This is a genomic window from Rubripirellula reticaptiva (assembly GCF_007860175.1).
Taxonomy (GTDB): domain Bacteria; phylum Planctomycetota; class Planctomycetia; order Pirellulales; family Pirellulaceae; genus Rubripirellula; species Rubripirellula reticaptiva.
This window is the reverse complement of the sequence record NZ_SJPX01000005.1, coordinates 342,628-367,048: the sequence shown is the minus strand read 5'-3', so window position 1 is coordinate 367,048 and position 24,421 is coordinate 342,628. Positions and strand designations below refer to the sequence as shown.

17 protein-coding genes are annotated in these 24,421 nt (G+C 56.1%); 7 read left to right on the top strand and 10 right to left on the bottom strand.

Features of this window, described 5'->3' with window-relative positions:
* Positions 1 to 92: 92 nt before the first annotated feature.
* Positions 93 to 1,079 carry a TIGR03009 domain-containing protein gene (locus Poly59_RS22495; RefSeq protein WP_146536360.1) on the top strand — a complete coding sequence of 329 codons (987 nt, stop codon included), beginning with the start codon at positions 93 to 95 and terminating at the stop codon, positions 1,077 to 1,079.
* 228 nt (positions 1,080 to 1,307) lie between these two features.
* On the opposite strand, the gene pgi is transcribed toward Poly59_RS22495, so the two are convergent.
* Entirely contained in the window at positions 1,308 to 2,945 is a 1,638-nt protein-coding gene (pgi, locus tag Poly59_RS22490; protein ID WP_146536359.1) for a glucose-6-phosphate isomerase, read from the bottom strand.
* A gap of 279 nt (positions 2,946 to 3,224) precedes the next feature.
* On the opposite strand from pgi, the gene Poly59_RS22485 reads away from it, so the two are divergent.
* The gene (locus tag Poly59_RS22485; protein ID WP_186776453.1) at positions 3,225 to 4,373 is read left to right on the top strand and encodes an acyltransferase family protein; all 1,149 of its coding nucleotides are present in this window, start codon (positions 3,225 to 3,227) and stop codon (positions 4,371 to 4,373) included.
* Positions 4,374 to 4,386: 13 nt separating this feature from the next.
* Entirely contained in the window at positions 4,387 to 5,805 is a 1,419-nt protein-coding gene (locus tag Poly59_RS22480; protein WP_146536357.1) for an O-antigen ligase family protein, read from the top strand.
* 25 nt (positions 5,806 to 5,830) lie between these two features.
* Here the strand turns inward: Poly59_RS22480 and Poly59_RS22475 are convergent, their stop codons facing one another.
* Together Poly59_RS22475 and Poly59_RS22470 are read right to left on the bottom strand one after the other, a co-directional pair.
* Entirely contained in the window at positions 5,831 to 6,517 is a 687-nt protein-coding gene (locus Poly59_RS22475; RefSeq protein ID WP_146536356.1) for a response regulator transcription factor, read from the bottom strand.
* A gap of 325 nt (positions 6,518 to 6,842) precedes the next feature.
* Positions 6,843 to 8,192: an ATP-binding protein gene (locus tag Poly59_RS22470; RefSeq protein ID WP_146536355.1), complete on the bottom strand. Its 1,350-nt coding sequence runs from the start codon at positions 8,190 to 8,192 to the stop codon at positions 6,843 to 6,845.
* A gap of 148 nt (positions 8,193 to 8,340) precedes the next feature.
* Here Poly59_RS22470 and ileS point away from each other — a divergent pair, with 148 nt between their 5' ends.
* Positions 8,341 to 11,769, top strand: a complete 3,429-nt coding sequence (gene ileS / locus Poly59_RS22465) for an isoleucine--tRNA ligase (RefSeq protein ID WP_146536354.1) — start codon at positions 8,341 to 8,343, stop codon at positions 11,767 to 11,769.
* The gene (gene purN / locus Poly59_RS22460; RefSeq protein WP_146536353.1) at positions 11,766 to 12,359 is read left to right on the top strand and encodes a phosphoribosylglycinamide formyltransferase; all 594 of its coding nucleotides are present in this window, start codon (positions 11,766 to 11,768) and stop codon (positions 12,357 to 12,359) included. Before ileS ends, purN begins: the two co-directional genes overlap by 4 nt.
* Before the next feature lie 31 nt (positions 12,360 to 12,390).
* On the opposite strand, the gene Poly59_RS22455 is transcribed toward purN, so the two are convergent.
* The 7 genes from Poly59_RS22455 to Poly59_RS22425 form a co-directional block, all read right to left on the bottom strand.
* Positions 12,391 to 14,115, bottom strand: a complete 1,725-nt coding sequence (locus Poly59_RS22455) for a hypothetical protein (protein ID WP_146536352.1) — start codon at positions 14,113 to 14,115, stop codon at positions 12,391 to 12,393.
* Positions 14,116 to 14,351: 236 nt separating this feature from the next.
* The gene (locus Poly59_RS22450) at positions 14,352 to 16,493 is read right to left on the bottom strand and encodes a hypothetical protein (protein ID WP_146536351.1); all 2,142 of its coding nucleotides are present in this window, start codon (positions 16,491 to 16,493) and stop codon (positions 14,352 to 14,354) included.
* The gene (locus Poly59_RS22445) at positions 16,490 to 17,425 is read right to left on the bottom strand and encodes an ABC transporter ATP-binding protein (protein ID WP_146536350.1); all 936 of its coding nucleotides are present in this window, start codon (positions 17,423 to 17,425) and stop codon (positions 16,490 to 16,492) included. The genes Poly59_RS22450 and Poly59_RS22445 overlap by 4 nt, the downstream gene beginning before the upstream one ends.
* Positions 17,422 to 17,844 carry a GntR family transcriptional regulator gene (locus tag Poly59_RS22440; protein ID WP_146536349.1) on the bottom strand — a complete coding sequence of 141 codons (423 nt, stop codon included), beginning with the start codon at positions 17,842 to 17,844 and terminating at the stop codon, positions 17,422 to 17,424. Before Poly59_RS22440 ends, Poly59_RS22445 begins: the two co-directional genes overlap by 4 nt.
* A gap of 296 nt (positions 17,845 to 18,140) precedes the next feature.
* A complete protein-coding gene (locus tag Poly59_RS22435; RefSeq protein ID WP_146536348.1) occupies positions 18,141 to 19,877 on the bottom strand; it encodes a hypothetical protein in 1,737 nt (578 codons plus the stop codon).
* Between the two features lie 97 nt (positions 19,878 to 19,974).
* A complete protein-coding gene (locus Poly59_RS22430; RefSeq protein WP_146536347.1) occupies positions 19,975 to 21,498 on the bottom strand; it encodes a carboxypeptidase M32 in 1,524 nt (507 codons plus the stop codon).
* Between the two features lie 86 nt (positions 21,499 to 21,584).
* The gene (locus Poly59_RS22425; protein ID WP_146536346.1) at positions 21,585 to 22,085 is read right to left on the bottom strand and encodes a hypothetical protein; all 501 of its coding nucleotides are present in this window, start codon (positions 22,083 to 22,085) and stop codon (positions 21,585 to 21,587) included.
* 665 nt (positions 22,086 to 22,750) lie between these two features.
* On the opposite strand from Poly59_RS22425, the gene Poly59_RS22420 reads away from it, so the two are divergent.
* Complete coding sequence (locus tag Poly59_RS22420; protein ID WP_146536345.1) at positions 22,751 to 23,836, top strand: DUF1559 domain-containing protein; 1,086 nt, start codon at positions 22,751 to 22,753, stop codon at positions 23,834 to 23,836.
* 3 nt (positions 23,837 to 23,839) lie between these two features.
* Positions 23,840 to 24,259, top strand: coding sequence for a DUF4198 domain-containing protein (locus tag Poly59_RS22415; protein ID WP_146536344.1), 420 nt, complete (start codon positions 23,840 to 23,842; stop codon positions 24,257 to 24,259).
* Positions 24,260 to 24,421 lie beyond the last annotated feature (162 nt).

The window sequence follows — 24,421 nt, the reverse complement described above, 5'->3', positions numbered from 1 at the left end:
ACTTCTCCTTCGGTACAAGAAGTCCTGAATAGCCCGATCGCTCGGATGCGTCTGGCTTGCGTGTTTCACGAACGAAGAAGGCTGCGTCAAGGATGATGCGACGAACCCTTGCCACTGGAATGGCGATTCTTGTTTCGGCTTCCACCCTCTGCGCTCAACAGGCCGGCAATGTGCCTAGCTATGCACAGCGGCCAGTCGACGGTGGCGGTCAACCTCGTGTTGCATCGGCAGCCCAAGCTCAAGCAGCACCGGCGACCCAGAATGCAGCTCCGACGGCACCATTCACTCTGACGCCTGAAGCCAACGCACAACTGCAACGAGTCCTGTTGGCTTGGCAGCAACAGAGCCAAGGAACCAAGACGCTGGAGTGTAAGTTCACGCGTTGGCACTTTGACATGTTTGCCGCACCGGCCGGTTTACATGCGACGCGAGCAGACGGAGTGTTGAAGTACGCTGCACCTGACCGTGGACTCTTTCGCGTCGACCAGCTGGTTTTCTTTGCCGGCATGGACGGCGAGAAACCACATTACAAACCACAAACCGGACAGTACGGCGAACACTGGGTCTGCAACGGTCAACAACTGATCGAAATGGACCGCAGTAAAGAAGAATGCCGCATCCAAGACTTGCCGCCCGAAATGCAGGGCAAGAACATCATCAGCAGCCCACTGCCATTCGTCTTTAATCTTGACGCGGCTCAGATCCAACAACGTTATTGGATTCGCCAAGTCGATGCCGGAACCGCTGGCATCGTGTTGATCGAAGCTTGGCCGAAACGCCAAGAAGATCGTGCTCAGTACAAATTGGTTCAAATCGCACTCGAGGCGAACACGTTTCTGCCGCAAGCGTTGAAAATGTACGCACCCAACTTTGACTTCAAGACGGCACCGAAGTGGGACCAGTACGAATTCACCGACGTCAAACGAAACAGCATCGGTGCAGCACTCGGTGTGTTCATGAACAACTTTGTTCCTGAAAAGCCACCGGCGAACTGGAAGATTTTGCGAGACAAGTTTGTCGCGCCGGTCGATTTGCCGCCACAACAAGCAGCTAATCCATCCGCGCCAGCGGTTCGGTAGTCAAACAGGTCGCCAAGTCCTGGCAATGTAAATGCAACCAAGGCCGGTGGCGGACGCAGCTTCGAATCGAAGGTGCTTCTGCCCCCGGCCTTGCTTCATTTTGCTTAGGGACTTTTTTGGGAATCACTCCGGCACTGTCCATCTCAAAATCACCCTCCCGCTCCGCGTCCGACTCTCCCATGGGGGAGAGTGATATCCCGAACCTGCTTTTCGTGCGCTCTCCAATCCTTACTTCATCGAACGGTATCGCCGAATCAGTTCGTTCGTCGATGAATCGTGGTTCAGTTCGGCGGATGCCGATGTGCTGAGTTCTGGAATGATGTTTTTGGCCAAAACCTTGCCAAGTTCGACGCCCCACTGGTCAAACGCGTCGATATTCCAGACGACGCTTTGCACGAACACGTTGTGCTCGTACAGAGCAACCAAGCGGCCGAGCATTCGCGGCGACATTGCGTCGGCCAGGATCGTGTTCGACGGACGGTTGCCCTTGAATGTTCGGTGCGGCACCAACCACTCTTCGGTTCCTTCGGCACGTACTTCATCGGCCGTTTTACCAAACGCCAGTGCTTCGCTTTGCGCCAGCACGTTTGCGATCAGGATGTCTTGGTGCGGCCCGATTGGGTTCAGCGACTTGCCAAACGCGATGAAGTCACAAGGAATCAGTCGCGTGCCTTGGTGGATCAATTGATAGAACGAGTGTTGCCCGTTCGTTCCCGGTTCGCCCCAGTAGATCATGCCGGTTTCGTAATCGACTTCGCCGCCGTCCGTCGTGACGAACTTGCCGTTGCTTTCCATCGTCAACTGTTGCAGATACGCGGGAAAGCGTTTCAGGTACTGTTCATAAGGCAGCACCGCAGTCGTTTCACACTCAAAGAAATTCGAATACCAAACCGACAGCATGCCCATCAGAACCGGCAGGTTCTTGTCCAGCGACGTGGTTCGAAAGTGGACGTCCATTTCGTGAAAGCCGCCGAGCATTTCGCGATATGCTTGCGGCCCAATCGCCAACATTGTGGACAGTCCGATCGCCGATTCCATCGAATAGCGTCCGCCGACCCAGTCCCAGAACTCGAACATGTTCGCGGTATCAATGCCGAACGCAGAGACCTTTTCTGCGTTGGTCGATAACGCCACAAAGTGCTTCGGAATGGCTGACTTGTCGCCGCCCATTCCTTCGATCAACCATGTTCGCGCGGTGTCGGCATTGGTCATCGTTTCGATCGTCGTGAACGTTTTTGACGCGATGATGAATAACGTTTCGGCAGGATCCAAATCGACGGTGGCTTCGGCAAAGTCGGTTGCGTCGACGTTGCTGACGAAACGGAAGGTCATGTCGCGCTGGGTGAAGTGCCGTAGCGACTCGTACGCCATCACTGGTCCTAGATCCGATCCGCCGATGCCAACATTGACAATGTTACGGATGCGTTTGCCGGTGTGGCCTTTCCAGTCGCCGCTGCGAACTCGGTCGCAGAACGCCGACATCTTATCAAGCACTGCGTGGACTTCCGGAACCACGTTGACGCCGTCCACCATGACGGTCGATCCGGCCGGGGCTCGCAGTGCGGTGTGTAGGACTGCGCGACCTTCAGTCAGGTTGATCTTTTCGCCAGTGAACATCGCTTCGATGCGGTCTTGCAAGTCAACCGATTCCGCTAGCCTGATCAACAAGCTGATGGTTTCGGCGGTAACGCGGTTTTTGGAATAATCCAGGTACAGACCGGATCCTTCGACGGTCATGGTGCGTCCGCGTTGGGGATCGTCGGCAAACATCTGACGCAAGTGAACGTTCTTGATCGCGTCGAAGTGCTTCTGAAGCGATTTCCACTCGGGGCTTGACGTCAAACTTGGGGTTGGCGATGCGGTCATCAGTGATCCTGGCAGTATGAAGTGATCTCGCGGGCGTCTTGTCGATCTCCCAGGATACCGAAGTCACTGCAAAGGCAACATCACCGACTGAATCACTGTCCAAGCTGACGTGAATTAGTCGTTTCCGAGGTCGCATTCAGTCGTGCGCTGGGCGTTTGCGTGACCTAGGTTTCTGATAGTCGGTGATCATGTTTCATTGATTGTGGGGTTTTTGCGTCGAATTATCGTTGCAGTCGCTTCATTCGTCATCATTCGTATTGTTGAACTGGATTTTCGCTGGTGGACAAAGACCTGTCTATCGAAGCTAAGCAGACATTCTCGGTCGTCACTTTGTTGGCGACGATCTTGGTTGTTGGCATCCACTACAAGTCGGACATTCCCGATCAGCCCAGCGTTGCGGTGGCGACTTGGAACCAGGTGGCCCAAGAATTTTGGTTCGGCGGAATCGCACGAGTAGCCGTTCCTGTCTTTGCTTTCGCCGCCGGGCTGTTTTATTTTCGCAGCGACGACGGAACTTTTTTAAGTTATCGAACCAAATTTGCTTCACGAATTCGTACCGTAGTGATTCCGTTCTTCATCGTCGCATCGTTGGCAATGGTGTTTTGGTTGTTGGTTCGCCGCGTCGAAGGTAAGCCGATCGACATGACGGCCGCCGAATTCGTTCGGATGTGGTTGCTGCGACCGCCTGCCGAACAACTGTGGTTCCTGCGTGACTTGATGGTGTTGGTGACAATCGCGCCGATCATTCGCTGGTGTTGTCAGCGTCGCCTTTGCCGAGACGTTTTCGTTGGTGCGATCATGATCACTTGGGTATTCGATGCGCAGGTGTTTCCTATGGTTGCTGGTTGGCGATTGTTGCAAATGGAAACGCTATTGTTCTTTACGCTCGGGTGCGTCGCTGTTTCAAACTTTCACTTGATCGAAGGCGTCGGCCAATCGTCGGGCAGATTGGTCGCGACCGGATGGCTGTTGTGGGCCAGTTTGGTTGCGGCCCGGATGGGTGTTCGAGCCGATTTTGATATTTGGTATGCCGACGATCACAACTTGATTGACCTGCTGCTGCATCAGGCGTCGATTTTGGTTGGCGTCGTGACTTTGTTTGCGACCGCTTGGCGGTTGCGTCGGCCCTGGATCATTCGATTGTCGGGCGGATCATTTTTCGTTTACTTGGTGCATGAGTTCCCGCTGCGAGCAGTCGCCCATCGAATTAGCGATCGTTTGATCGACCACGACTATTCATGCTGGATTTTGACACCGATCGTTTTGATTGGATGCTATTGGGCGGTTGTCGTCCTGAATCGATTTGCACCTCGCGCGTTGGCTCTGCTGACTGGTGGTCGCGCGCCTTCGAGTCAGCGTAAGAGGTCGCCGATTTCTTCTTCTTCTTCTTCTTCTTCACTGCCTCCGACTCAACCGTCGGCTTCGTAAACGGATCAAAGTCATGGAATTCCTGATTGCGATGTTCTGCGTCGCCTCATTGGTTTGGTTGGTTCCAGTCCTGCAGTCGGCACGTCTGGTCATCATCGCCATGCTGGTGCTGGGCGTTGGCACGGTGTTTGGCCCCGCATTTTTCGCCATCAATGGTCCGATCCAAATCAGTTTGGATCGCGTGCTTTGGGGAGCGATGTTTGGTGTGGCGGCGATCGGTTGGCGCACCGGCGCGTTAGATTTCCCTAAGCTGACGCGAATCGACTGGATGGTCGTCGGTATCGTGGGATGGTTTTTCGTGCGTACGATCGGCAGCGGAGTGGTACCGGATGGCAGTTCGCCAACGGCACGTTGGTTGTTCTATATCGCGATGCCAGCCGGTATGTACGCGATCGCACGCTTGGTCGAGATTCGGCAGCAAGACGTTCGATTGTTGACGATGGGCGGAATTGGGCTGGGTCTGTACCTCGCCATCACCGCCGTGCTGGAAGTGACCAGTCATCACGCATTTGTCTTTCCGCATTACATCGTCGACGGCGAGGTTTGGGAGTTCTTTGGTCGCGGTCGCGGGCCACTGTTGAACCCGTCGGGCAACGGCTTTGTGATTAGCGTTGGGGTGGCGGCGGCTAGCATTGGCTTCGTCTATGCACCACGCCGAGCCAAGTTGGTTTATGCGGCGATCGTTGGCGTGTTGTTGATGGGCGTCTATGCGACGCTGACTCGAAGTGCCTGGATGGGCGGGATTGGCGCGGTTGGATTGGTGGCCTTGGTCTACTCGCCACGCTGGGTCCGCGTGCTGGGCTTGATGGGAGTTCTGTTGCTTGGCGGTGCGTCTGTGATGGGGCTTAAAGATCAACTCGTGCAGATGAAACGCGACAAGAACTTGTCGGCTGCGGACGCACAGAAGTCGATGGCCTTGCGACCGTTGCTGGCCGTGGTCGCTTATGAAATGTTCAAAGACAAGCCGATCGTTGGCCACGGATTCGGACGATACTACTGTCACAACGCGCCTTACCACAGCGACCGCAGTTATGAGTTGCCGCTTGAGATAGCGCGGCCGTACAACCAACACAACGTTTTTTTGTCAGTGTTGGTGGACACCGGTCTGGTGGGACTGTCGCTGTTTGGCGGCTGGATCGTTTGCTTGATCGGTACCGGATGGAGACTGGTTCGCGAGCCAGCCAAGAAACCCGAAGCTCGGTTTGTTGGACTGATTCTGTTGGGGACGATGATCGCCTACTTCGCTAACGGCATGTTCCAGGACGTGTTGATCATCCCGATGGTCCACATGTTCCTGTTCTTCCTAGGTGGCATCGCTGTAACGGTGCGACAGAAGGGTGTCTTGGTTGAAGTCCCGGGAACGAAGATGGTTCCCGTGATTCACCCCAGCCGATCGATGGCGATCGAAGTTGGAAACGGCGTTAACAGCTAGCGTTCATGGCGTCCACGGCCAACCTTTACTCGCGGAATCGATAGCCGATGCCGCGGACCGTCTCGATGAAATCGGCTGCGTCGCCCATCTTCTTGCGAAGGGCGCGGACGTGAACGTCGATCGTTCGCTCAAGAACCATCGTGTCTTCGCCAAGTGCGGCGTCGACCAACTCGATTCGTCCGAAGGCTCGTCCAGGCTGGCGAATCAAAGTTTCAAGTAACTGAAACTCGCTCTTGGTTAGCTTCAGTTGGGTTCCGTCGATGCTGGCCACGAACCGTCGTCGGTCGATCATGACGCCGTGATGTTCGACTTGGTCGCTTTCTTCGAACGCTGGTTCACGTCGACGCAGCAGAGCCTTCAAACGCTGCAACAACACTTTGTAGCTTTCAACAGGTTTGACGACATAGTCATCGGCACCGACGGCAAACCCGACGACTTGATCGGACTCTTCGCCCAGCGCACTTAGCATCAAGATCAGCGTGTCCTTGGTCGTCGGATCAGCTCGAAGTTGCTTGCAAACATCGACGCCGCTGAGAATGGGAAGATCGACATCCAAAAAGATAACGTCGGGCAGTTGCAGCTTGGCCTGCTTGATCGCTTCGCGACCGTCGGCTGCTCGCGAAACCTCGTAGCCGGCTCGTTGCAGTTGGTATTCCAACGTCTCGGCTAGTGGCCGGTAGTCTTCGACGATCAGTACTTTGGTTTTCGACATGGTGTTTTCAGCTTGGTCTATCACGCTGGCTTTGTGAGCGGGCGAGAAGGGCATCGGGAAGGTGGTGCCGGTTTCCATTTGCGAGCCTCGAGCGATGAGAAAGGAACTGTAAATCTTTCTTCTGCCGGAAGGTCACATGGTGAACGAAGAATCAATTTCCCGCACCCTCACCGAGGGCTGTATTTCAGTGAAGGTTTCGTGAATTGTTCGTGTGCCAGCCTTCATATTTGCCATTCGGGGGCTATCCATGGTTGTTCGGATGCACGAACGTGCAGTGTGGTACCACCACCCAGGGACGCTGGCCAGGGCTGCTAGGTTTTAGTGTTCAATTCGACGGATCGCTGTTCGACTTGGGCAGCAGCACTTCGAAGCGTGCGCCTTTACCCGGATGGCTGGTCAGTCGAACTTCGCCGCCAAGTGCGTTGGTCAGATTCTTGACGATCGAAAGCCCGATGCCGGTGCCTTCAGTCATCGCTGTAGTGCCATCGTCGCGCGACGTGCGGGAATTTTGCACTCGATAGAAGCGTTCAAAAATTCGTTTCTGTTCGCCCGCCGAGATTCCGACGCCGTCATCCTGGACCACGATCGCGACCATGCGGCCCGCGTCACGGAGGCTGACGTGAACGTTACCGCCGTTGGGGGTGTAGCGGATCGCGTTTCCGATCAGGTTGTTGGCAATCGTCAGAGTCGCTTCACGGTCGCTCAGCACATCCGCCACTTCGGTAGCTTCATACTGCAAATCAATATGTTTCGCTTCGGCGACGGGTTCGTTTGAACGCATCGACTCAGCCATCACTTCGGCAAGTTCAACGGTTTGGATTTTCAGGTGAGCTCGCCCCGCTTGGGCTCGGGCCAGCTGCATCATGTCGGCAATCAGCCGTTCCAAACGCAAGCACTGAACTTGGATCTGGCTCATGAAGTGCATTGCCGCGGTCGGGTCATCCTTGATCGCCAACTCGACCGTTTCGGCGTACCCCTTGATTGCGGCCAGGGGCGTTTTCAGTTCGTGAGAAATGTTGGCGACAAATTCACGCCGCGATTTGTCGACTTGGTTCGTTTCGGTTTCGTCTCGCAGGGTCACCAGCAACCGAGTCTCGGATTGCGAAGCGATCGGAGCGATGTGAACCTTGACCGGGCGAAGCAAGTCATGAACAGCAATCTCTAGCAGCAGCTCTTGCGATGCATCGCTTGCACCGGCGACGGCGATTCCTTTTGCCAATTCGGGGATCCGCACGATTTCGCTAAGCAACCGACCTTTGACCTTGGATTCACATGCGACCGCCAACAAATCGGATGCCGATGGGTTGATCAACAAAATTCGGCCGTCATGCGACAGCAGGATCACCCCTTCTCGCATCATTTGCATCGCCGACGTCGTCTGCTCGGCATCCTGCTGAAGCCTGGCCAAGCAATCTTGGGCATGGTTGGCTTCCTGGCGGTAGCGATGCAGCGTGCTTTGAACTTGATTTTCGTGAGCGACCAGAGACCGCTGTACCGAGTAACCGACGCCGATGACGGTCAAGGCGACTGCAGCGACGGTGCCCCAGACTGATCCCGTGATTGCGGCAACGGCTACCGCGATGACGATCGTCCCGACCGCCACCTTGCGTCTTGCCGACGCCGAAGCGTCAAAAAGATCGACCGGCAGCGGTGTTTTGGATGACGGAGCAAGCATGGGCAAGTTGATTCAAGCAGGGGCGGGCGCTGCCGACTTTTGACCGTACAATCATGGTCGCTAGGCCCAGATCCTGACACAGGCCTAGCGTCGTTCTTCATCAAATATTAGCAATTCCACGTCCCGATCACCCATTTCTTAGCCACTCATGCCCAGCCCTCTTCGTGCCCCTGCCGGCAGCCCGAACTTCCCATCGCTCGAGCAAGACGTCCTGAAGTTCTGGGACGAGCATGACATTTACGCTCAATCGCTGGCCGCTCGTGCGGACGGGCCGTCGTTCGTCTTCTTTGAAGGACCGCCGACCGCCAATGGCATGCCGCACCCTGGGCACTGTTTGACGCGCAGCATCAAGGATGTTTTTCCTCGTTACAAAACGATGAAGGGATTCCGTTGCAATCGTAAAGCCGGTTGGGACACGCATGGCTTGCCCGTTGAAGTCGAAGTCGGCAAAGAAATGGGCGTCCATTCCAAAGAAGACATCGAAGCCTATGGCGAAGAACCGTTCATCCAAAAATGCCAACAAAGTGTTTGGCGTTACATGCAACAGTGGCAAACGTTGACTCGGCGACTGGGTTTCTGGGTCGATCTGGACGAAGCCTACGTCACCTATCACCAAAGCTATGTCGAAAGCGTTTGGTGGAGTCTGAAGAATCTGTTCGACCGAGGACTGCTGTACCAAGGTCACAAGATCGTGTGGTGGTGGGCCCAAGGCGGAACCGCTCTGTCGGCCGGCGAAGTCGGACAGGGCTACCGCGAAGTCGCCGACCCCAGCGTCTATGTTCTGTTCCCGCTGCTAAGCGATTCGGGCGAGCCGACCAACCGCTCGCTGGTGGTTTGGACGACCACCCCGTGGACGCTGCCCAGCAATATGTTCGCCGCGGTTCATCCGACCGACGTCCAGTACAGTGTCGTCCGTGACCCGGAAACCGGCAATGAGTTGGTGATGGCGACCAAGTTGGTTGACACGATCGCCGGAAAACTGAAACGAGAACTCGAACCGGTCGAACAAATCAGTGGCGCTTCGCTGATCGGTCGTCGTTATCAACCGCCCTTTGACGATTATGTCAAAACGACCGGCAATCCAATCGGCAAGCTTGCCGTGGGCGGCGATACCGAGTCGCTGTATTGGCGCGTGGTCGCGGCTGAATTTGTCACGACCGAATCTGGTTCGGGCATCGTCCACCAAGCGCCGGCGTTCGGCGAAGTTGACCACGAGGTTTTGGTCGCCGAACAGAAACGGTTCACCGAAGGCAGCGGTCCCGAACTGTTGTGTGCGGTTGGCCCGGACGGAAAATTCACGGACGAGTTTCCGGCGATGAAAGGCACGTGGGTCAAGGATGCGGACAAACCAATCATCCGGTTGCTGAAGGAATCTGGAAAGCTGCTGATGCAGGAGCAGTATCTGCACGAGTATCCGTTCTGCTGGCGCGCTAGCGAGGACCCTTTGATCCAGTATCCCCGTCGCAGTTGGTTCGTTCGAACCACCAAGTTTCGCGAACTGATGTTGAAGAACAATTCAAAGATCGGTTGGCAACCCGAACACATTCGTGATGGTCGGTTCGGAAATTTTTTGGAATCCAACGTCGACTGGGCCTTGTCGCGAGAACGCTACTGGGGCACGCCGCTGCCGATCTGGGTCTGCGAAGAAACCGGTCGTGGCGAAGCGATCGACAACTACGACGAACTGCTTGCCAAACCCGGGATGACTGGCGATGACGTTTGGTTGGCGGCCAAGGCCGACAACCCCGAATTGGTTGACGATCTGCGTGTTCACAAACCGTACATCGATGCGGTCACCTATGATTCGCCGTTCGCCGCCGGGGCTCGCATGAAACGGGTCACCGAAGTCATCGACTGTTGGTACGACAGCGGTGCGATGCCATTCGCCCAGTGGGGATGGCCACACCAGAACGACGAACAGTTCCGCGACCAATTCCCGGCTGACTTCATCAGCGAAGCACTCGACCAGACGCGTGGTTGGTTTTATAGCCAGTTGGCGATCAGCACGATGTTGTTCGGTGAAGGCGCGTCGATCAACGAAACGGAATCCGGCGTTTCGCCGACGCCGGCGAACTCGATTGCCGCGATGGACGATGTTGATTTCCCGATCCCGTTTCGCAACTGTATCGTCCTGGGGCTGATGCTTGGCGAAGACGGAAAAAAGATGTCCAAGAAGGACAAGAACTTCCGCGAGCCAAACGAGATTTTTGACAAGTACGGTGCCGACGCGCTTCGCTGGTTCTTCTTCAGCAAGCAAACCCCTTGGACCGCGATCCAGTACAAGGAACAGGCAATCAAGGACTCGATTCCCGAGTTCCTGTTGCGAACCTGGAACACGTTCAGCTTCCTAGCGATCTACGCCGAGATCGACGGATTCGATCCGACGACCGCGGTCGGTGCCGATGATCAACTTTCGCCAGCATCGCTGGCCAGTGCGCCGACGTATCGCGATGCATCGCAGCGCAGTGAGATCGATCGTTGGATTCTGTCGGAACTGAATCAAACGATCCGAACGGTGACCGAAAAAATGGACGCGCTCGATAACTACAACGCGTGCAAGGCGATTACCGAGTTGGTCGATGGACTCAGTAACTGGTACGTTCGCCGAAGCCGCGATCGGTTCTGGGCTTCGGATGCCAACTCGCAAGACAAAGCCGACGCGTATTGGACGTTGTACGAAACGCTATTGGAATTGGCCAAATTGGTCGCTCCGTTCGTGCCATTCCTGTCTGAAACGCTGTGGCAAAATTTGGCGGCACCGTTTGGCGACAATGCTCGCAAGAGCGTCCACTTATGCGACTATCCGGTCGAGATGACCGATCGTATCGACGAAGATCTGTCGGCGTCGATGACTCTGCTGCGCGAGATCGCGTCGCTTGGGCGTGCCGCGCGTGCCGAAGCAAAGCTGAAAGTTCGTTTGCCGTTGTCGCGAGTCGAAGTCGTGCTGACCAGCGATGAACGGATCGCTTGGTTGCAAAACCACGACGAACTGGTTCGCGAAGAATTGAACGTCAAAGAGGTCCACTACACGACCGAAGGCGACCAGTACGTTCAGTACACCGTGGTGCCAAACTTCAAGCGACTCGGTCCTAAAGTCGGCAAGCAAATTCCGGCTGTCAAAGCAGCTTTGTCAAAAGCGGACGGCAACGAGTTTCTGCATCAGCTTTCGACGGCCGGTTTCGTATCGCTCGAATTGCCGGGCGGCGAAGTTCGCCTGGATAGCGACGATATTGAGGTTCGCTTGCAGGCTCGCGATGGATGGGCGGCTGCCCAGGGAAATCAGTGCGTGGTCGTGCTGAATACGGAAGTCACCGACGAACTTCGCCGTGAAGGGGTGGCAAAGGACTTGATCCGTACCATCCAAAGTCAACGCAAGGAAATCGCCTGCGAGTACACCGATCGGATTGAGGTCGGTATCGTCACGGACGAAGCCGACGTGACCGCCGCAGTCGAAGAGCACGGCAAACTAATCGCTGGTGAAACACTCGCCGACAAATTGTCGATCGGCGAAATTGAAGGCGTCACGCCAGTCGATACTGAATCGGGCAAGGTCTACGTTCGTGTGGTGAAAGCGTGAGCGAGCAAGCGAAGCCTGTTTCCGTTGCCGTCTTTCTAAGCGGTGGCGGTCGGACGCTGGAAAACTTGATCGTGCATCGTGATCAGCATGCGTTGCCAATCGACCTTCGGTTAGTGATCAGCAGCAGCGGCAAGGTGCGCGGGGTCGACGTGGGGCGTGACGCCGGTATTCCGACCGAAGTGATCTTGAAAAAAGATCATCCCGATTCCGCCGATTACTGTCGGGCGATGTTCGATCCTGTTCGCAAGTGCGGGGCGGAAATCGTTGTGATGGCGGGCTTTTTAAAGCACGTCTTGGTCCCGGACGACTTTACCAATCGCGTGATCAACATCCATCCCTCGTTGTTGCCCGCATTCGGTGGGCCGGGGATGTACGGCAGTCGCGTTCACACAGCGGCGATCAATCGAGGCGTCCAGGTCAGTGGATGTACGGTCCACTATGTGGACAACCACTACGACAACGGCCCTATCATTCTGCAGCGATGGTGTGCGGTCAAACCAGGCGATACACCAGATTCGCTGGCTGCAAAGGTGTTCGACTTAGAGTGCGAAGCTTTGCCGGCCGCCATTCGTATCATCGCAAGCAAGTAAGACTTGCGACTTGGCGAGTATCAGCCGGTCGTTACGGTTGGACTGTGAACCAACGTGAATCACGCTTCGGTTCGGCTTTGGGTTTCGGAGCGGCGGCAGCCGGACGGACTGCGTTTTCGTTTCGCGTAGTTTCGTTTCGTACGAGCGCGACTTCGCGTGCTGGTGTGCCTTGCCATTTCGATCGGCTCGACGCGCTGTTGGCGTCGGCTGGCGGATAGGATCGTGCCGGCGGCAGAGGTGGTGCTTCGAAGTTTGCTCGCGAAACACCACTGCGAGTAGCATCGAGAGACTCGAACGGCGACGGCTCATTACCCGGCGCACGAATTGGTTCGGCGGCGGTGAACGAGGGAAGCGTCAAGCTGGCTGGGTCTCGCGGTGCCGAAAAACGCGGTGCTGTTGCGGTGGCGCGTGGCTGAGTTTCGGCGCGGATCATCGCTGTCGAATCGTCGGCGTCTTGCAGCTGCCAATACGATTTCGGTGCAGCTTCGCGTGGCTGAGTTTCCGTAGGCGTCGGTGCTGCCGACGGCTGCGGGTCCAAGTAATTCGGTGCTGAATAGCTAGGCGCCGAATAGCTAGGCGGGGCTGGAGCGTAGTCTGAGTCGTAGTCCTGACGCGAACTCGTCTCGCTGCGCTGATAGGAATCAAGTCGCGGCTGATCGATCGGTGCCAAATCGCCGGCTCCTGATTGAGGACGCGGATCTGATGGTGATCCCGTCAGCGGTGATACCGTTGGTTGGTTGCTGTTCCCATAACCGTAGTCGCTTGGTAGGGACGGAGCGGTTGAAGGAATTGGTACCGTGAATTGGCTAGGCGAAGTGCCGATCGCACTGGCTTGACCCACGCCGCCGATCGCTTGTTGACCGTAGGGATTCACTTGCGAATATCCACTTGGTCCGTACATGCCGGGCTGAGTCTGGCAGTCCGACGATGGTTGCCCGTAAATTGGTGCTGGCTGAGTGGCCAGCATGCTGCTGTACGGCGTCCGTTGGACTTGCGTGATCGTTGAGGTACAAGGTCGTTGCACCGTTACGGTGGTGCCTAACATCGGATCAACCGACGTGACGGGACGATAGTAAGTCACCGGCGCACGGTAGTACGAACTGTTGTAGTTAGTCCCGAAAATCGAGCCAAAGAAGCGTGACAGCCCACTGCGGACCGGTTGCTGTTGCGGTGGGAAAAGCGGTGTCACTTGCGTCGTCGGCAGCATCGATGCTGGTGCGGCCGATTGGTAATTTGCCGAGTAAGGGCTGGCGTACGAACTGTTGATCGGCATGCCAGATGAATACGCACTGTTCGGGTACGTGTTGGCAGCTCCGATGTTGCCAGCCGATGCAGCCATGCCGCCGCGATAATTGCTGGTGATCGGCACGCTATAAGCCGCTTGCGCATTGGCTGCGGTCGGCAATCCCGTGTAGACCGATGGATTGTCGTAATAAGCGGGGCGCTGAGCTTGGAAAACACCGCTCGAGTACGCCGGCGGTGTCAGCGGCAATGCCGTGTAGCCCGACGCATAGTTGGCGGGGTAGTTGGGTGCGTAACCGGCCGAATAGGGCGTCGAACCAATCGGAGTCGTTAGTATTTGTGGCGAGCCAATCGGCGTGTAGCTGGCACCGTACGGCGCATAGCCAGCCGAGTACGGCGTTGCCGTGCGGCCGAACAGCCAGTCGGTCAAGCAGCAAGCGCTAGCCGAATCGGAAGCGGCGGCACCGGTGATACCGAGAACAAGTAGTGCGATCGAAAGGCGTCGTGTCGACATCCACGATTTCCAAACAGGGGAATGCAAGTTTTGGCATCGAACGAAAAAACAAGACCGTTCGGCGTCCGGTGTAAGTGGACGCCGCAGCATGCTTCCGGTCAATGTTTCATGAGTCAACTTTCGAGCTTTGGAAATCTTTTTGGGTCGAGTTTCACCGGACGAACCGGTTGCAACGAATGTGCTGTCGGCTTGACGCGACACATGGGCAGAACCGTTCGTTTCACGGCCCGTGAAACTCAGACAAGCGATACCGAACGCGTTGACTTTTCGGGCACTTCATTCGCGATCACTTCGATGCCTTCACGCGGCAGCGGTGGCCATGGCGCGGCACAGTGCTCGCAATCGTCACAGTCGACTCGACGTTTCTTTGCACACGCAGGGCAAACTTCGAGAAGCGGCTTGGTGTGGCAGGCCACGATGGCTAACAACATCGCAACGCCCAACAAGCCTGCCGCTAGAGTCCATGCAATCCGGGCACCGCGCCCGACATAGCGATTTCGACAAAGCAGATTCGCAAGCACCGCGGCAAGCAGCGAATGCAGCAAGAAAAAGATGACGTAGTGAAACTGTGACTGAATCGCGTTGAACTGAGCTTCCCAAATTTCAGGTGCCATCAACATGCTGGCGGGAACCATCACAAGCCAAAGTCCCGGCGGGAAACCGATCATTTCACGCGAGAATCGATAACTGTTTGAACTTGGCGTGATCGATAGGATCGACATCGTCGATGCTTCACTTCCGGCGTCGACAACACTGACGCGACTGCGAATCCCATCGATCGACTGAGACATGATGATCTGGTCTGATTCAATCGGTGTAATCAAGGCGTATCCACGTCCGTCTTGTGACGGAACGCGGTACTCAGCCACTTTCTCTGTCGCAAGGTTTGGTAACGGATAGGATTGTGTTGCATTGATCACTCGATCGGATATCGAATCGAGGGGTTGATCGGTCGTTGAAGTGGCGGCAAAGCTGGTTAGGCGATTCCCGCTTTGGATCCAGATGTTTGCGTGGTTGCGATCGTTTTCGTCAGGCAACGCAATGGCAAGGCGATCAACGGGTGCGTCGATAATCTTGCGAATCTGACGTTTCTGGAAATCCAGTTGATAGACCCCATTGTCGGCCGCCAAAATCGGGTATCCCACGAGGTTGAGGGCGCGATGGCCGGATTGGTTCGTCAACCTACTGTCAAGCACGACTGCCTTTTCGAAACGCGCAGCGGGAGGAGTTTCGACCGGCGAATAGATTCCGCTGGGCGTTATGATCCACGACAAATTGGCGTTCCAGTTGTAGCCCCACAGCCAACCGTCGTGTAGCAGTAATCGGATCCCATTCCCGCTTTCAGTGTGGCTGACCGTGTCGCCCACCAACGTGTAGGCGCTCATCCAAGATCCTTCATTGAAGGGCGTCAGCGTGACTGAACGTGCTTGCTTCCACTGTTCGGGCAAAGGCTCGAAGGCAGCAGGAGGTTCCTGATTCACCGACACTCGCCGGCGTTCGATCTTCGATTCCTCGCCGACGATTTGGCTGTTATCGGCATAGTGTTTCTTCAGCTCCCAGGCCGTGCCGGACTCATCGAATGCGAGTGAATAGGTGATCAGTTTTCTTTCGATGTCGCGAGGCCGAGACTCAATCGCGAACACCGCGATCACGGACACCAACACCGTCGCGGCGATCGCGATCCCAATGCAGCGGACCAGCGATGTTGATTCCGGTGGCAAATAAGTTTCGTCCGAAAAAGCCAACCAAGCCGAACGAAGCGTGATGCCAAGCCCAATCGCCAGCATGACCACGAAAGCCAGTGGAACCCAGCGCTGGTCGATCTCTCGAAGCATCGCGATACAAGAAAATACGACTGACGCAGTGAAAAACATCGGCAATGTCTTAGTCCCGATCCAGCGTGCGGTTCGGTAGGCTGCCCACATTGCGGCCGGATACATGATGAAGGCGACCGGGGCCGCTGCGATGGATGGCAACACGTCGGTCCAGGCAACCGGCAATATTTCGGGCCCGAGCAGTTCCAGCCGAAACGCGGTGATCAGCAACGGGGGCAGCACCGCGAGAAAATAGCTGACGGCTCCGGCGAGCAGTTTGCTGTTGAAGATCGCCATTTGCGTTACGGGACGATGCAACAAAAAACTTCGCGAGTCAGTCCGCATGTCGGGCAGCGTCTGCAACCACGCCAAACCAATCGCAATGATGCCAAAGCCAACGCTGGTCAACAGCATCAAAGAAGCTGCCAGCCCCGTTGCGTTGTGAGTTTGCGTTGGGATCGACATCCAGCACAACAAGCCGACAATGATCATGCCGACGGGCGTCCAGCGAATCGTCTCTCGCAGTTCTTTGACAAACAACGCTATGCAAAACCAACGATTCATCGCTCGGCTCCCGTACGGTCAAGGTTCAAGAAGGAAGACTCGCCGCGCTCGCGAGCCAGATACGCAAGCACTCCGTCGCCGAAGGTCAGCTCGATAGGCTCGGACGTTCCACCGGCCAGCCGATCGATCGCGGCCCGCGTTTCGTCTGTGCAGTTGGCAACGGACAGGTGCAACCCGTCGCTGATCGGGCGAGCTTCGATCAGCCCCGGAATCGCAGCAAGTTTGTTGGGGTCGATGGAACTTGCCTTCACGGCAAAGCCCGATACACCGGCGGCAAAGTCTTCCATCGACGTATCCACCTTCAAACGTCCGCCGACCAACACCATCACCCGGTCGGCTACGCGTTCGACGTCGTCCAACAAGTGAGTGCTCAATAGCACCGTTCGCTGTCCATTGCTGGCGAATTCGACGAGCGTTTCGTTGAGCGACCGTCGGCTGACCGGATCTAGTCCCAGTGCCGGATCGTCTAGCACCAACAGTTCCGGATCGGGGGCCAGCACGAGTGCAAGCGACACGCCCGCTCGCTGGCCGCGGCTAAGTTCGCTGACTCGTGATCCTAGATGGATGCCAAAGTGATAGAGGATTTGGCGAAACAGACTGTCGTCCCAACTCGCATAGCCCGCACGCTGAAGCGATGCGCATTGATCAACGGTTAACGAGGGAAACAGAAAGTGTCCTTCGACCATGTAGCCGATCCGTCCGCGAGTCGCGGGCGACATTTGTGACGCGTCTTCGCCCAATACCGTCGCGGTCCCGCGGGTCGGCCGTAGCAACCCCATCAGAATACGGATCGTCGTTGTCTTGCCGGCGCCGTTCAGGCCCAGCATGGCGGTCACTTGCCCCGCCGGGATCTGCATGTCCAAGTCTCGCACGATGGGACGATTGCCGAAGTACCGGCACAAACGGGACGTTTGAATCACAGGATCAATCACGATGCGGAATCCTTCGGTTTGGGTGCGGCTTCGGGCGAGGAAAATGTTTTACGAAGTCGCTTTTCGACTTCATCGATGATCTGCTGAGGTTCGAAACCCAGCGATATGGCTTCGGCTAGAAACGGGTTCATCACTTCGCCCAACCGCCGTTTGCGTTCCTTGTGCGTGTAGATCAGGCGGGGCTCGGCGATGAAGTAACCGCGTCCCTGCTGGCTCTCGATCACTCCATCACGCACCAACGCCGAATACGCCTTGGCGATCGTGTTGGGGTTCACGACCAAGTCGGTCGCAAGTGCTCGGACGCTGGGCATCGCATCACCGACGCGAACTTTCCCCGCCGCCACGGCGTGACGTACTTGATCGACGATCTGCCGGTAAATCGGCTGGCTAGCACCGGTGGTGATTTGAATTCGAAGCATGAATGTCTTGCCTGCTGTACTGCGTTAAGTAGTACAGTAGGCTGTCGAAATCGCCGCGTCAAGCGATTTCGATTGCCGTTGAGCAACCCGTAGCGAAATCGACACACCGTCAAGACTTTCGGCGATCCGATGGAGACGCAATCACGATCGCGCAAGCAAACGGACAAGAAGCCAACGAAAGTCGGCAAATCAAAGACGCGGCCCCGGCATAGGGTGATGCCGGCCGCGACGGCGGTTAGTCACGCCGTAGGAAGAAGGGACGCTTGGCCGGGTTGCTTCAAGCGAAAGTTTCGTGACTAGAGCGATTCGGCCACGGTGACTTCGACGGTCGTATTCGCTGCATCGCCACTGATTTTGCCTAGCGCGATGACTCGGTCCGACGACGGCAGTTCGCCTTGGGAGACCAGTACAAGCTCGTCGCCCACTCGGATTCCTTGTCCGCTTGCGGTGGATTCCGTTTTACCGATCACCAAGATTCCTTCGGTGCCGCGATTCGGATAGCTGAACCATTTCGTCGATGCGTTCTCGTACTTCGACAGCAGCGGCGACTGTTTCACTCGGGTCAGCAAATCTTTTGCCGAATCGCTGTTCGCATCGGCCAGGACGCCGACCTTCGAGATTTCGCGATACGCAACCGCCATGGCTTTGGTGCGAAGTGGATCAGAATCGTCCATCGCTAAGACCGCATCAAGCGTGCGATTCGCTTCGTCGAGGGCCGAAGTCAATTCAGGTGAATCTGCAGTTTCCTCGATGGGTTCGGCGGGGGGGGCAAATGCCGACAGAGCCTCAGTCGCCGCTGGAGCATCGGCGACGGAATCAGCCGGCGGCATCGAGAACGCGTCGGTTGCTGATACGTCAATTTCTGGTGTGTCGATGCTCGGTTGGGCGGTGAATCCAGTCTCGGCGGTAGGTTCTTCCGCAATAGGTTCTGCGGCAACTGGTTCCTCTGTCACTGGCACGTCGAACGAAGGAGTTTCCATCGCCGGCATCGCTAGAGAATCTTCGCTAGGCGTTTCCGGTTCTTCGACATTTCCGTAGTCAGCGACGGCGGGTTCGGCCGCCGGGTCAGGGAACGACGTTTCGGATTCAGTGGTGGTCGCTTCTGCTGCGTTCATCAAGTCCGAAATTGCGCTCGACGCATCCTGCAGGGAACTCGACTGGGTCGACGGCATGTCCAGCGAACGTCCGGCCGGTTCAGGTTGGCTGTTGGTTGGGTCGTTGTCGTCCGATAATTCCATCGGCGGCGAAACGCGAACATTGTTGGACGATACCGTGGTCGACTTGGACGGCCAGATGCCAAGGATGGATTCGCGTCCGGCAAGGGTTAGCAGGCCGTCTGCGATCGGCAATGCCAGAGCTCCGCCCGCGATCACGCCAACAGCGGTCTTCCAGGGAGCCCCTTTCTTCTTGCGACGCGTTGGCGAAACTCGCATCGGCTGCGAGTCTTGGTCGGCATCCCAATCTGCGCTGATCGAATGTTCGTTGGCCGAGTCAAGTTGGTACTCAATCGGCTGTTCGTCGACGACGGGAACGTCGTCGTAGCCGTCGTCGGCGTGTTCGTCGCTTTCGATGTCTTGGTTGTAATCTAGGTCGTCGTCGGGGCTAAACGACGCATCCGCTTCGCTGCCAAAATCAGAAACTGTTTCGTCAGCATCAACGACACCTAAATCGTCATCGTTGATCGTTTCGTTGAGTCCCGGTTCGTCGACGACGGTCAGATTGCTGAGGTCGTCGTCGTCCATCAGCTCGCCGCCAACCGCTGCGCTTGCGTTGCCTACGATCCCAGCCGCCGTGCCTGTTCCAATGCCAGCCAATCCGACTGCCGCACCGGCCAAGGCCGGCGTGATCGCCTGGCCATCGGCGGATCGGACTACCAACATTGGTGGCAGTTTGCGAACCAGTTCAGACATTGGGAACGACTCACCGCACCACGGGCATTCGCCCTGGGCGTCGTCGATCAAACTGCCACTAAATTCGGGATCGACGGGCAAACGAATAGGTTCAGCGCATCGTGGGCAATTAGAAACAGTCATAGCGGTCCTGAAATGATATTGAATTCGCCCTCATTGTAACTCAGTACAAGGGGGTCTTTCTACACGCCGGTGGACCAGAACGTTGGGTTTTTGAGGTTCAGGATAACCCGTACAGAGGTCTCAGTTTTCCTTGCAGGTAGCCGACCAACGCGTCCGCCGACAGAGGCTTTCCGGTCGCCTTTTGGATAAGTTCGCTGCCGCTGTAGCAGCGGCCATGGCGGTGGACATGTTCGACAAGCCATTCCAACAGGGGTTTGAAGTTCCCCTGTGCAAACATCGCTTCCAGATCGCCAAGCTCGACCGCAGCCGCGTCATAAAGCTGAGCCGAGGCTAGGTTGCCGAGAGTGTAAGTTGGGAAATACCCGATCAGCCCAGCACTCCAGTGGACGTCCTGCAGCACGCCGTCGGCATCGCTGGGCGGCGTGATACCAAGATCGCTCTGGTAACGCGAGTTCCAGGCGGCCGGCAGGTCGGCGACGGATAAAGTGCCTTCGATCAATTGCCGTTCCAGATCGAATCGAATGATGATGTGCAGGTTGTACGTCGCCTCGTCCGCTTCCACTCGGATCAAACTGGGGCGAATCGTGTTGACGGCAAAATGGAATTCGTCAAGCGTTACGTTGTCTAACTGCGGCGCAAACGTCGCCTGAGTTTCTTCATACAAGTGGCTCCAAAACGCACGGCTTCGTCCGACCTGGTTTTCCCACAACCGGGACTGCGATTCATGCATGCCCAGCGATACGTATGACCCCGGCGGCAATCCGAACCATTCGTATCGCATTCCTTGTTCGTACAGACCGTGCCCGGTTTCGTGCAGAGTTCCGAAGATCCCACTGGGCACCCAATTCGTCTCGAACCGTGTCAGAATGCGAATGTCTTTCGGCCCTAACGTCGTGCAAAACGGGTGCGACGTTTCGTCCAGTCGGCCGCGATCGAAATCGAAACCAATCAGCTTGGAAATCCGGTGACTGAACTTACGCTGAGCGTCGACGCAGAAATCTTGTTCTAGGATCGAGACATTCGGTTGCACCGGAGCGTCTTTGATTTCGGCGATCAGTTTGACAAGCGGAACACGAACATCATCAAAGATTTTTTGCAGTTGCTCGACTGACGCGTCGGGTTCGTATTCGTCCAGCAACGCTTCGTAGGGAGTTCGGTCACTACCTTCGCTCCAACGCTCGCCGGCTTCGCGTTTCAGGCTGATGATGTTTTCGAGCGACGGACGGAACTTGGCAAAATCGTTGGACTTGCGTGCTGCGTCCCAGACTTGTTGCCCCTTGACCGTCGCCTCCGACGTTTTGCGGACCAGCGGCGTGGGCAGCTTGCGATCGCGGTCCCAATCACGGTGAAGTTCGCGGACCGTCGCCGACTCGTCGCTATGGGGATCTTGGCCGGCAACGTCGTCGATCAAACGGCAAAGATCGTCGCCGTACTGAGCGTCGGTGCGAAGTTCGTGAACCATGCCTCGCAACATGGAAACTTGTTCGGCACGGTAATCACCGCCACCGGATGGCATTCCGGTGCGTTCGTCCCATTCCAAAGTATCCGCGGCAGTCTGCAACTTCATCGCCTGACGAGCTTTCTCGCAGACGGAATCAAATCGTGCTTGTTTGGTATTCATGCACGCAAAGATAGCAGTTTTCCGCCGCAGGCCAGACCCCCGCAGGCCTAGCCCTCTCAGCCAATTCGACGCCTGTCTGCAATCAGCTACGCCAACAGAATTCCGTCGCCGGTGTTGCCTTCTTCCAGTTCGCGGCGGATTTCTCGTAGCCCGTAAGCGCACATTTCGAATTGATCGCTCAGTGCCATCAAGACGTCCGACGATGGTCGGTCTTCGCCGGCATCGATTTCGGCTGCGATCGCATAGGCACGTTTGCCTTGTTGGCAGTAGTCAAAGAACTGGTCTGCGACGGCCGATGACTTTGACTGACGCAAACTTTCCGGATACATGCCGGACCAGAACAGCGTGAAGTCGCCGATGTGCCGGTGGACTTCGCGCCGCGCTAAGCCGATGCGTTGTTCGGCCTCGCGAAGCATTTGAAACACTTCGGTTGCCGGACGTCCATTAGGGCGTCGGACTCGGTGGATGTCATCGGTTCGAATGAACCGAATCATCATGTCGCTGACGTAGTCGACAAGCTGGACATCGACCACACCCAGTTTCGAGTGAAAGATGCACTCGCTAAGGCCGACAAAGAAACGTTCCATGGTGGAACGCTTACTGTCTGAATGTGGGGTTTCAGATCGCGAGTTTTTACTCGGGCGTTTCGAAAGATCGTCGCCACTATATTCAGGCTCCATCGTAACCTCCTCGATACGTGAAAATCGGAAGGGCCTGTTCACCTGAACTCTACAACTAATAGCCGCTCGCTGACAAGTCAAGCTTGAAATCTTGGCCAAATAGGATCGGCAGCCACCGTTGTTGATAAGCGACGCAACTTCAACGCGGTGATGTCGCCCTGTGAACGAACGCTGTTGGCAAAGAACGTCGCAATGTCTGTTGGCTCTTGTGTTTGGCCGCGGGCATAGCGACCACTTTCTACCATCGACCAGAGCATCCACGCGGAACCCCCATGCGGTCGCGACTTCTTTGCGCAGCGGTGCTTAGGTATTCGGCACCAACTGAAACCCTCGCACGTAACTTTAGCCCGACTCTGGATTTTCAAGAAAAAAGGAAACGGATCGTTGGGGCTTTGTCGGTCACGATGGGACAACAAGGGCGACCTTTGCATCACCAGCACGTTTGCCGAGTCGGTCACATTTCCGTGAGAGAAAGTCTCGGCATCCATCTTGCTTTACGTCCCAGCAGCGTACTCATGCTGTGTGAGTTAGACGTCAATCGATCCTCTACCCAAAGCTTTCTAGGAAACCTCATGTTCAAAATCTTAGGCCCTCAACGTCGGGGGTTCACACTCGTTGAGCTGCTCGTTGTGATCGCGATTATCGGCGTGCTCGTCGGCCTACTGTTGCCAGCGGTTCAGGCCGCACGGGAGGCAGCGCGGCGCATGCAGTGCTCCAACAACTTGAAACAGATCGGGATCGCCGTTCACAATTACCACGACACGTTTCGACAGATACCGGGGAACGTTAGCGTCCGGCAAACGATCCCTACGGGCGGTGCAACGCCGACGACGGGCCCTTCTTGGCTGGTGGCCATTTTGGCGCAGATCGAACAGACGAGCGCCGCGGAACGATTGGACTATACGGGCACCGATTTCTCGGACACGAACGGATCGGGTCTGCCCAACAGGAATTGGAAAGTAATGTCCGAGACCAAAGTCCCCGGATACAACTGCCCATCGAGCACACTGCCAAAGGAGCGATTCCAGAACACCAGCAACGCAACTCGGCAATGGGATCCCACAGCACCAGCTTCTTATGAAGTTCAGGTTCCCGAATATGTGGCCTCCGTCGGTTTCTACTTTAGACCCGGCGACACGGACTTCGACTGGGATCGCTACTACAACGAAACCGCGACGTGGACGGGTTATGGTTGGTTGCAGGACGATGGCTTCTTTTCGATGAAGAACAACCGATTTCAAGAACGTCGCTTTGCCAGTATTTCGGACGGTCTAAGCAACACGATCGCAGTCGGCGAGCACGGTGCTTACATGTACGACTTTGATGGCAAGCAGTACGACGCTCGTCCGGGTCGTGGCAACGGTGCAATGTGGTCAGCCAACAAAGGGTATTTCGAGTGGGGCGGTCCTCGCTACTGGGGGCAAACCGCCAACGTTACGGTTCCCCGTTTTCCGAACAACAGTTTGTACTCTGGCAACTACACCCAACAATGGGAGACGACTCTGCATAACGGTTTCCGTTCCCAGCACATTGGTGGAGTTCAGTTTTTGTTTGCCGATGGGTCCGTGCGATTCATCACCGACAGCATCGACTTTGTGAATGTCTTCCCCGCCCTAACCGGTCGTGCCGACCGCTGGGTCTTCGATCAGGATTTCTAAGCCGTGAAACTAAATCAATCTATCGTTTCAGTCGCAATGATTGCGGCACTCGCGTCATCCAGTGTCGGTTGTAGCGGCCGGGATTCCACTCTCGGCCAGGTCACTGGGATTTTGAAATTGGACGGAGAGCCCGTTCCCAATGTCAGTATCGAGTTCTTTCCAATTCAGGGACGGCCATCACTGGCCCGGACGAACGCGGAAGGCAAGTTTGTGGCCTACTACTTGCCGAACCAGACCGGTGCTGTGGCCGGAACGCATCGACTCGAATACGAGTTTGCACAGGCCGGGCCAGATGACGTAAAATTCGAGCGTCCCAAACGCCGCGGACGAAAGCCCACTTCGGAATTGGTGATGAGCCCCAGTGAGATCGAAGTCGTTGCTGGTGAAGACAACGTTTTCGATATCAATCTCATCGAGCAATAAGTTTTCAAACAAATTTGAGAGAGAGTAGATTGTTCGTCTTTCCATCGCGATCGACTTGCAATCCAATCGTTTCGATCGAAAAGGTTTGATGAATCGAATTCGAGCCGGCACACAATGTGCCGGCTTTTTTTGTCCATAATTTTAAAGCATTTTTTTAACAAA

What these genes read in the sequence shown, in the direction of transcription:
- Poly59_RS22495 (WP_146536360.1), top strand. Translation starts at nt 93, where the DNA reads ATGATGCGACGAACCCTTGCCACTGGAATGGCGATTCTTGTTTCGGCT.
- Poly59_RS22470 (WP_146536355.1), bottom strand. Translation starts at nt 8,192, where the DNA reads ATGCTTGCTCCGTCATCCAAAACACCGCTGCCGGTCGATCTTTTTGAC.
- Poly59_RS22450 (WP_146536351.1), bottom strand. Translation starts at nt 16,493, where the DNA reads ATGAATCGTTGGTTTTGCATAGCGTTGTTTGTCAAAGAACTGCGAGAG.
- Poly59_RS22430 (WP_146536347.1), bottom strand. Translation starts at nt 21,498, where the DNA reads ATGAATACCAAACAAGCACGATTTGATTCCGTCTGCGAGAAAGCTCGT.
- Poly59_RS22425 (WP_146536346.1), bottom strand. Translation starts at nt 22,085, where the DNA reads ATGGAACGTTTCTTTGTCGGCCTTAGCGAGTGCATCTTTCACTCGAAA.
- Poly59_RS22480 (WP_146536357.1), top strand. Translation starts at nt 4,387, where the DNA reads ATGGAATTCCTGATTGCGATGTTCTGCGTCGCCTCATTGGTTTGGTTG.
- ileS (WP_146536354.1), top strand. Translation starts at nt 8,341, where the DNA reads ATGCCCAGCCCTCTTCGTGCCCCTGCCGGCAGCCCGAACTTCCCATCG.
- pgi (WP_146536359.1), bottom strand. Translation starts at nt 2,945, where the DNA reads ATGACCGCATCGCCAACCCCAAGTTTGACGTCAAGCCCCGAGTGGAAA.
- Poly59_RS22440 (WP_146536349.1), bottom strand. Translation starts at nt 17,844, where the DNA reads ATGCTTCGAATTCAAATCACCACCGGTGCTAGCCAGCCGATTTACCGG.
- Poly59_RS22455 (WP_146536352.1), bottom strand. Translation starts at nt 14,115, where the DNA reads ATGTCGACACGACGCCTTTCGATCGCACTACTTGTTCTCGGTATCACC.
- Poly59_RS22475 (WP_146536356.1), bottom strand. Translation starts at nt 6,517, where the DNA reads ATGTCGAAAACCAAAGTACTGATCGTCGAAGACTACCGGCCACTAGCC.
- Poly59_RS22420 (WP_146536345.1), top strand. Translation starts at nt 22,751, where the DNA reads ATGTTCAAAATCTTAGGCCCTCAACGTCGGGGGTTCACACTCGTTGAG.
- Poly59_RS22435 (WP_146536348.1), bottom strand. Translation starts at nt 19,877, where the DNA reads ATGACTGTTTCTAATTGCCCACGATGCGCTGAACCTATTCGTTTGCCC.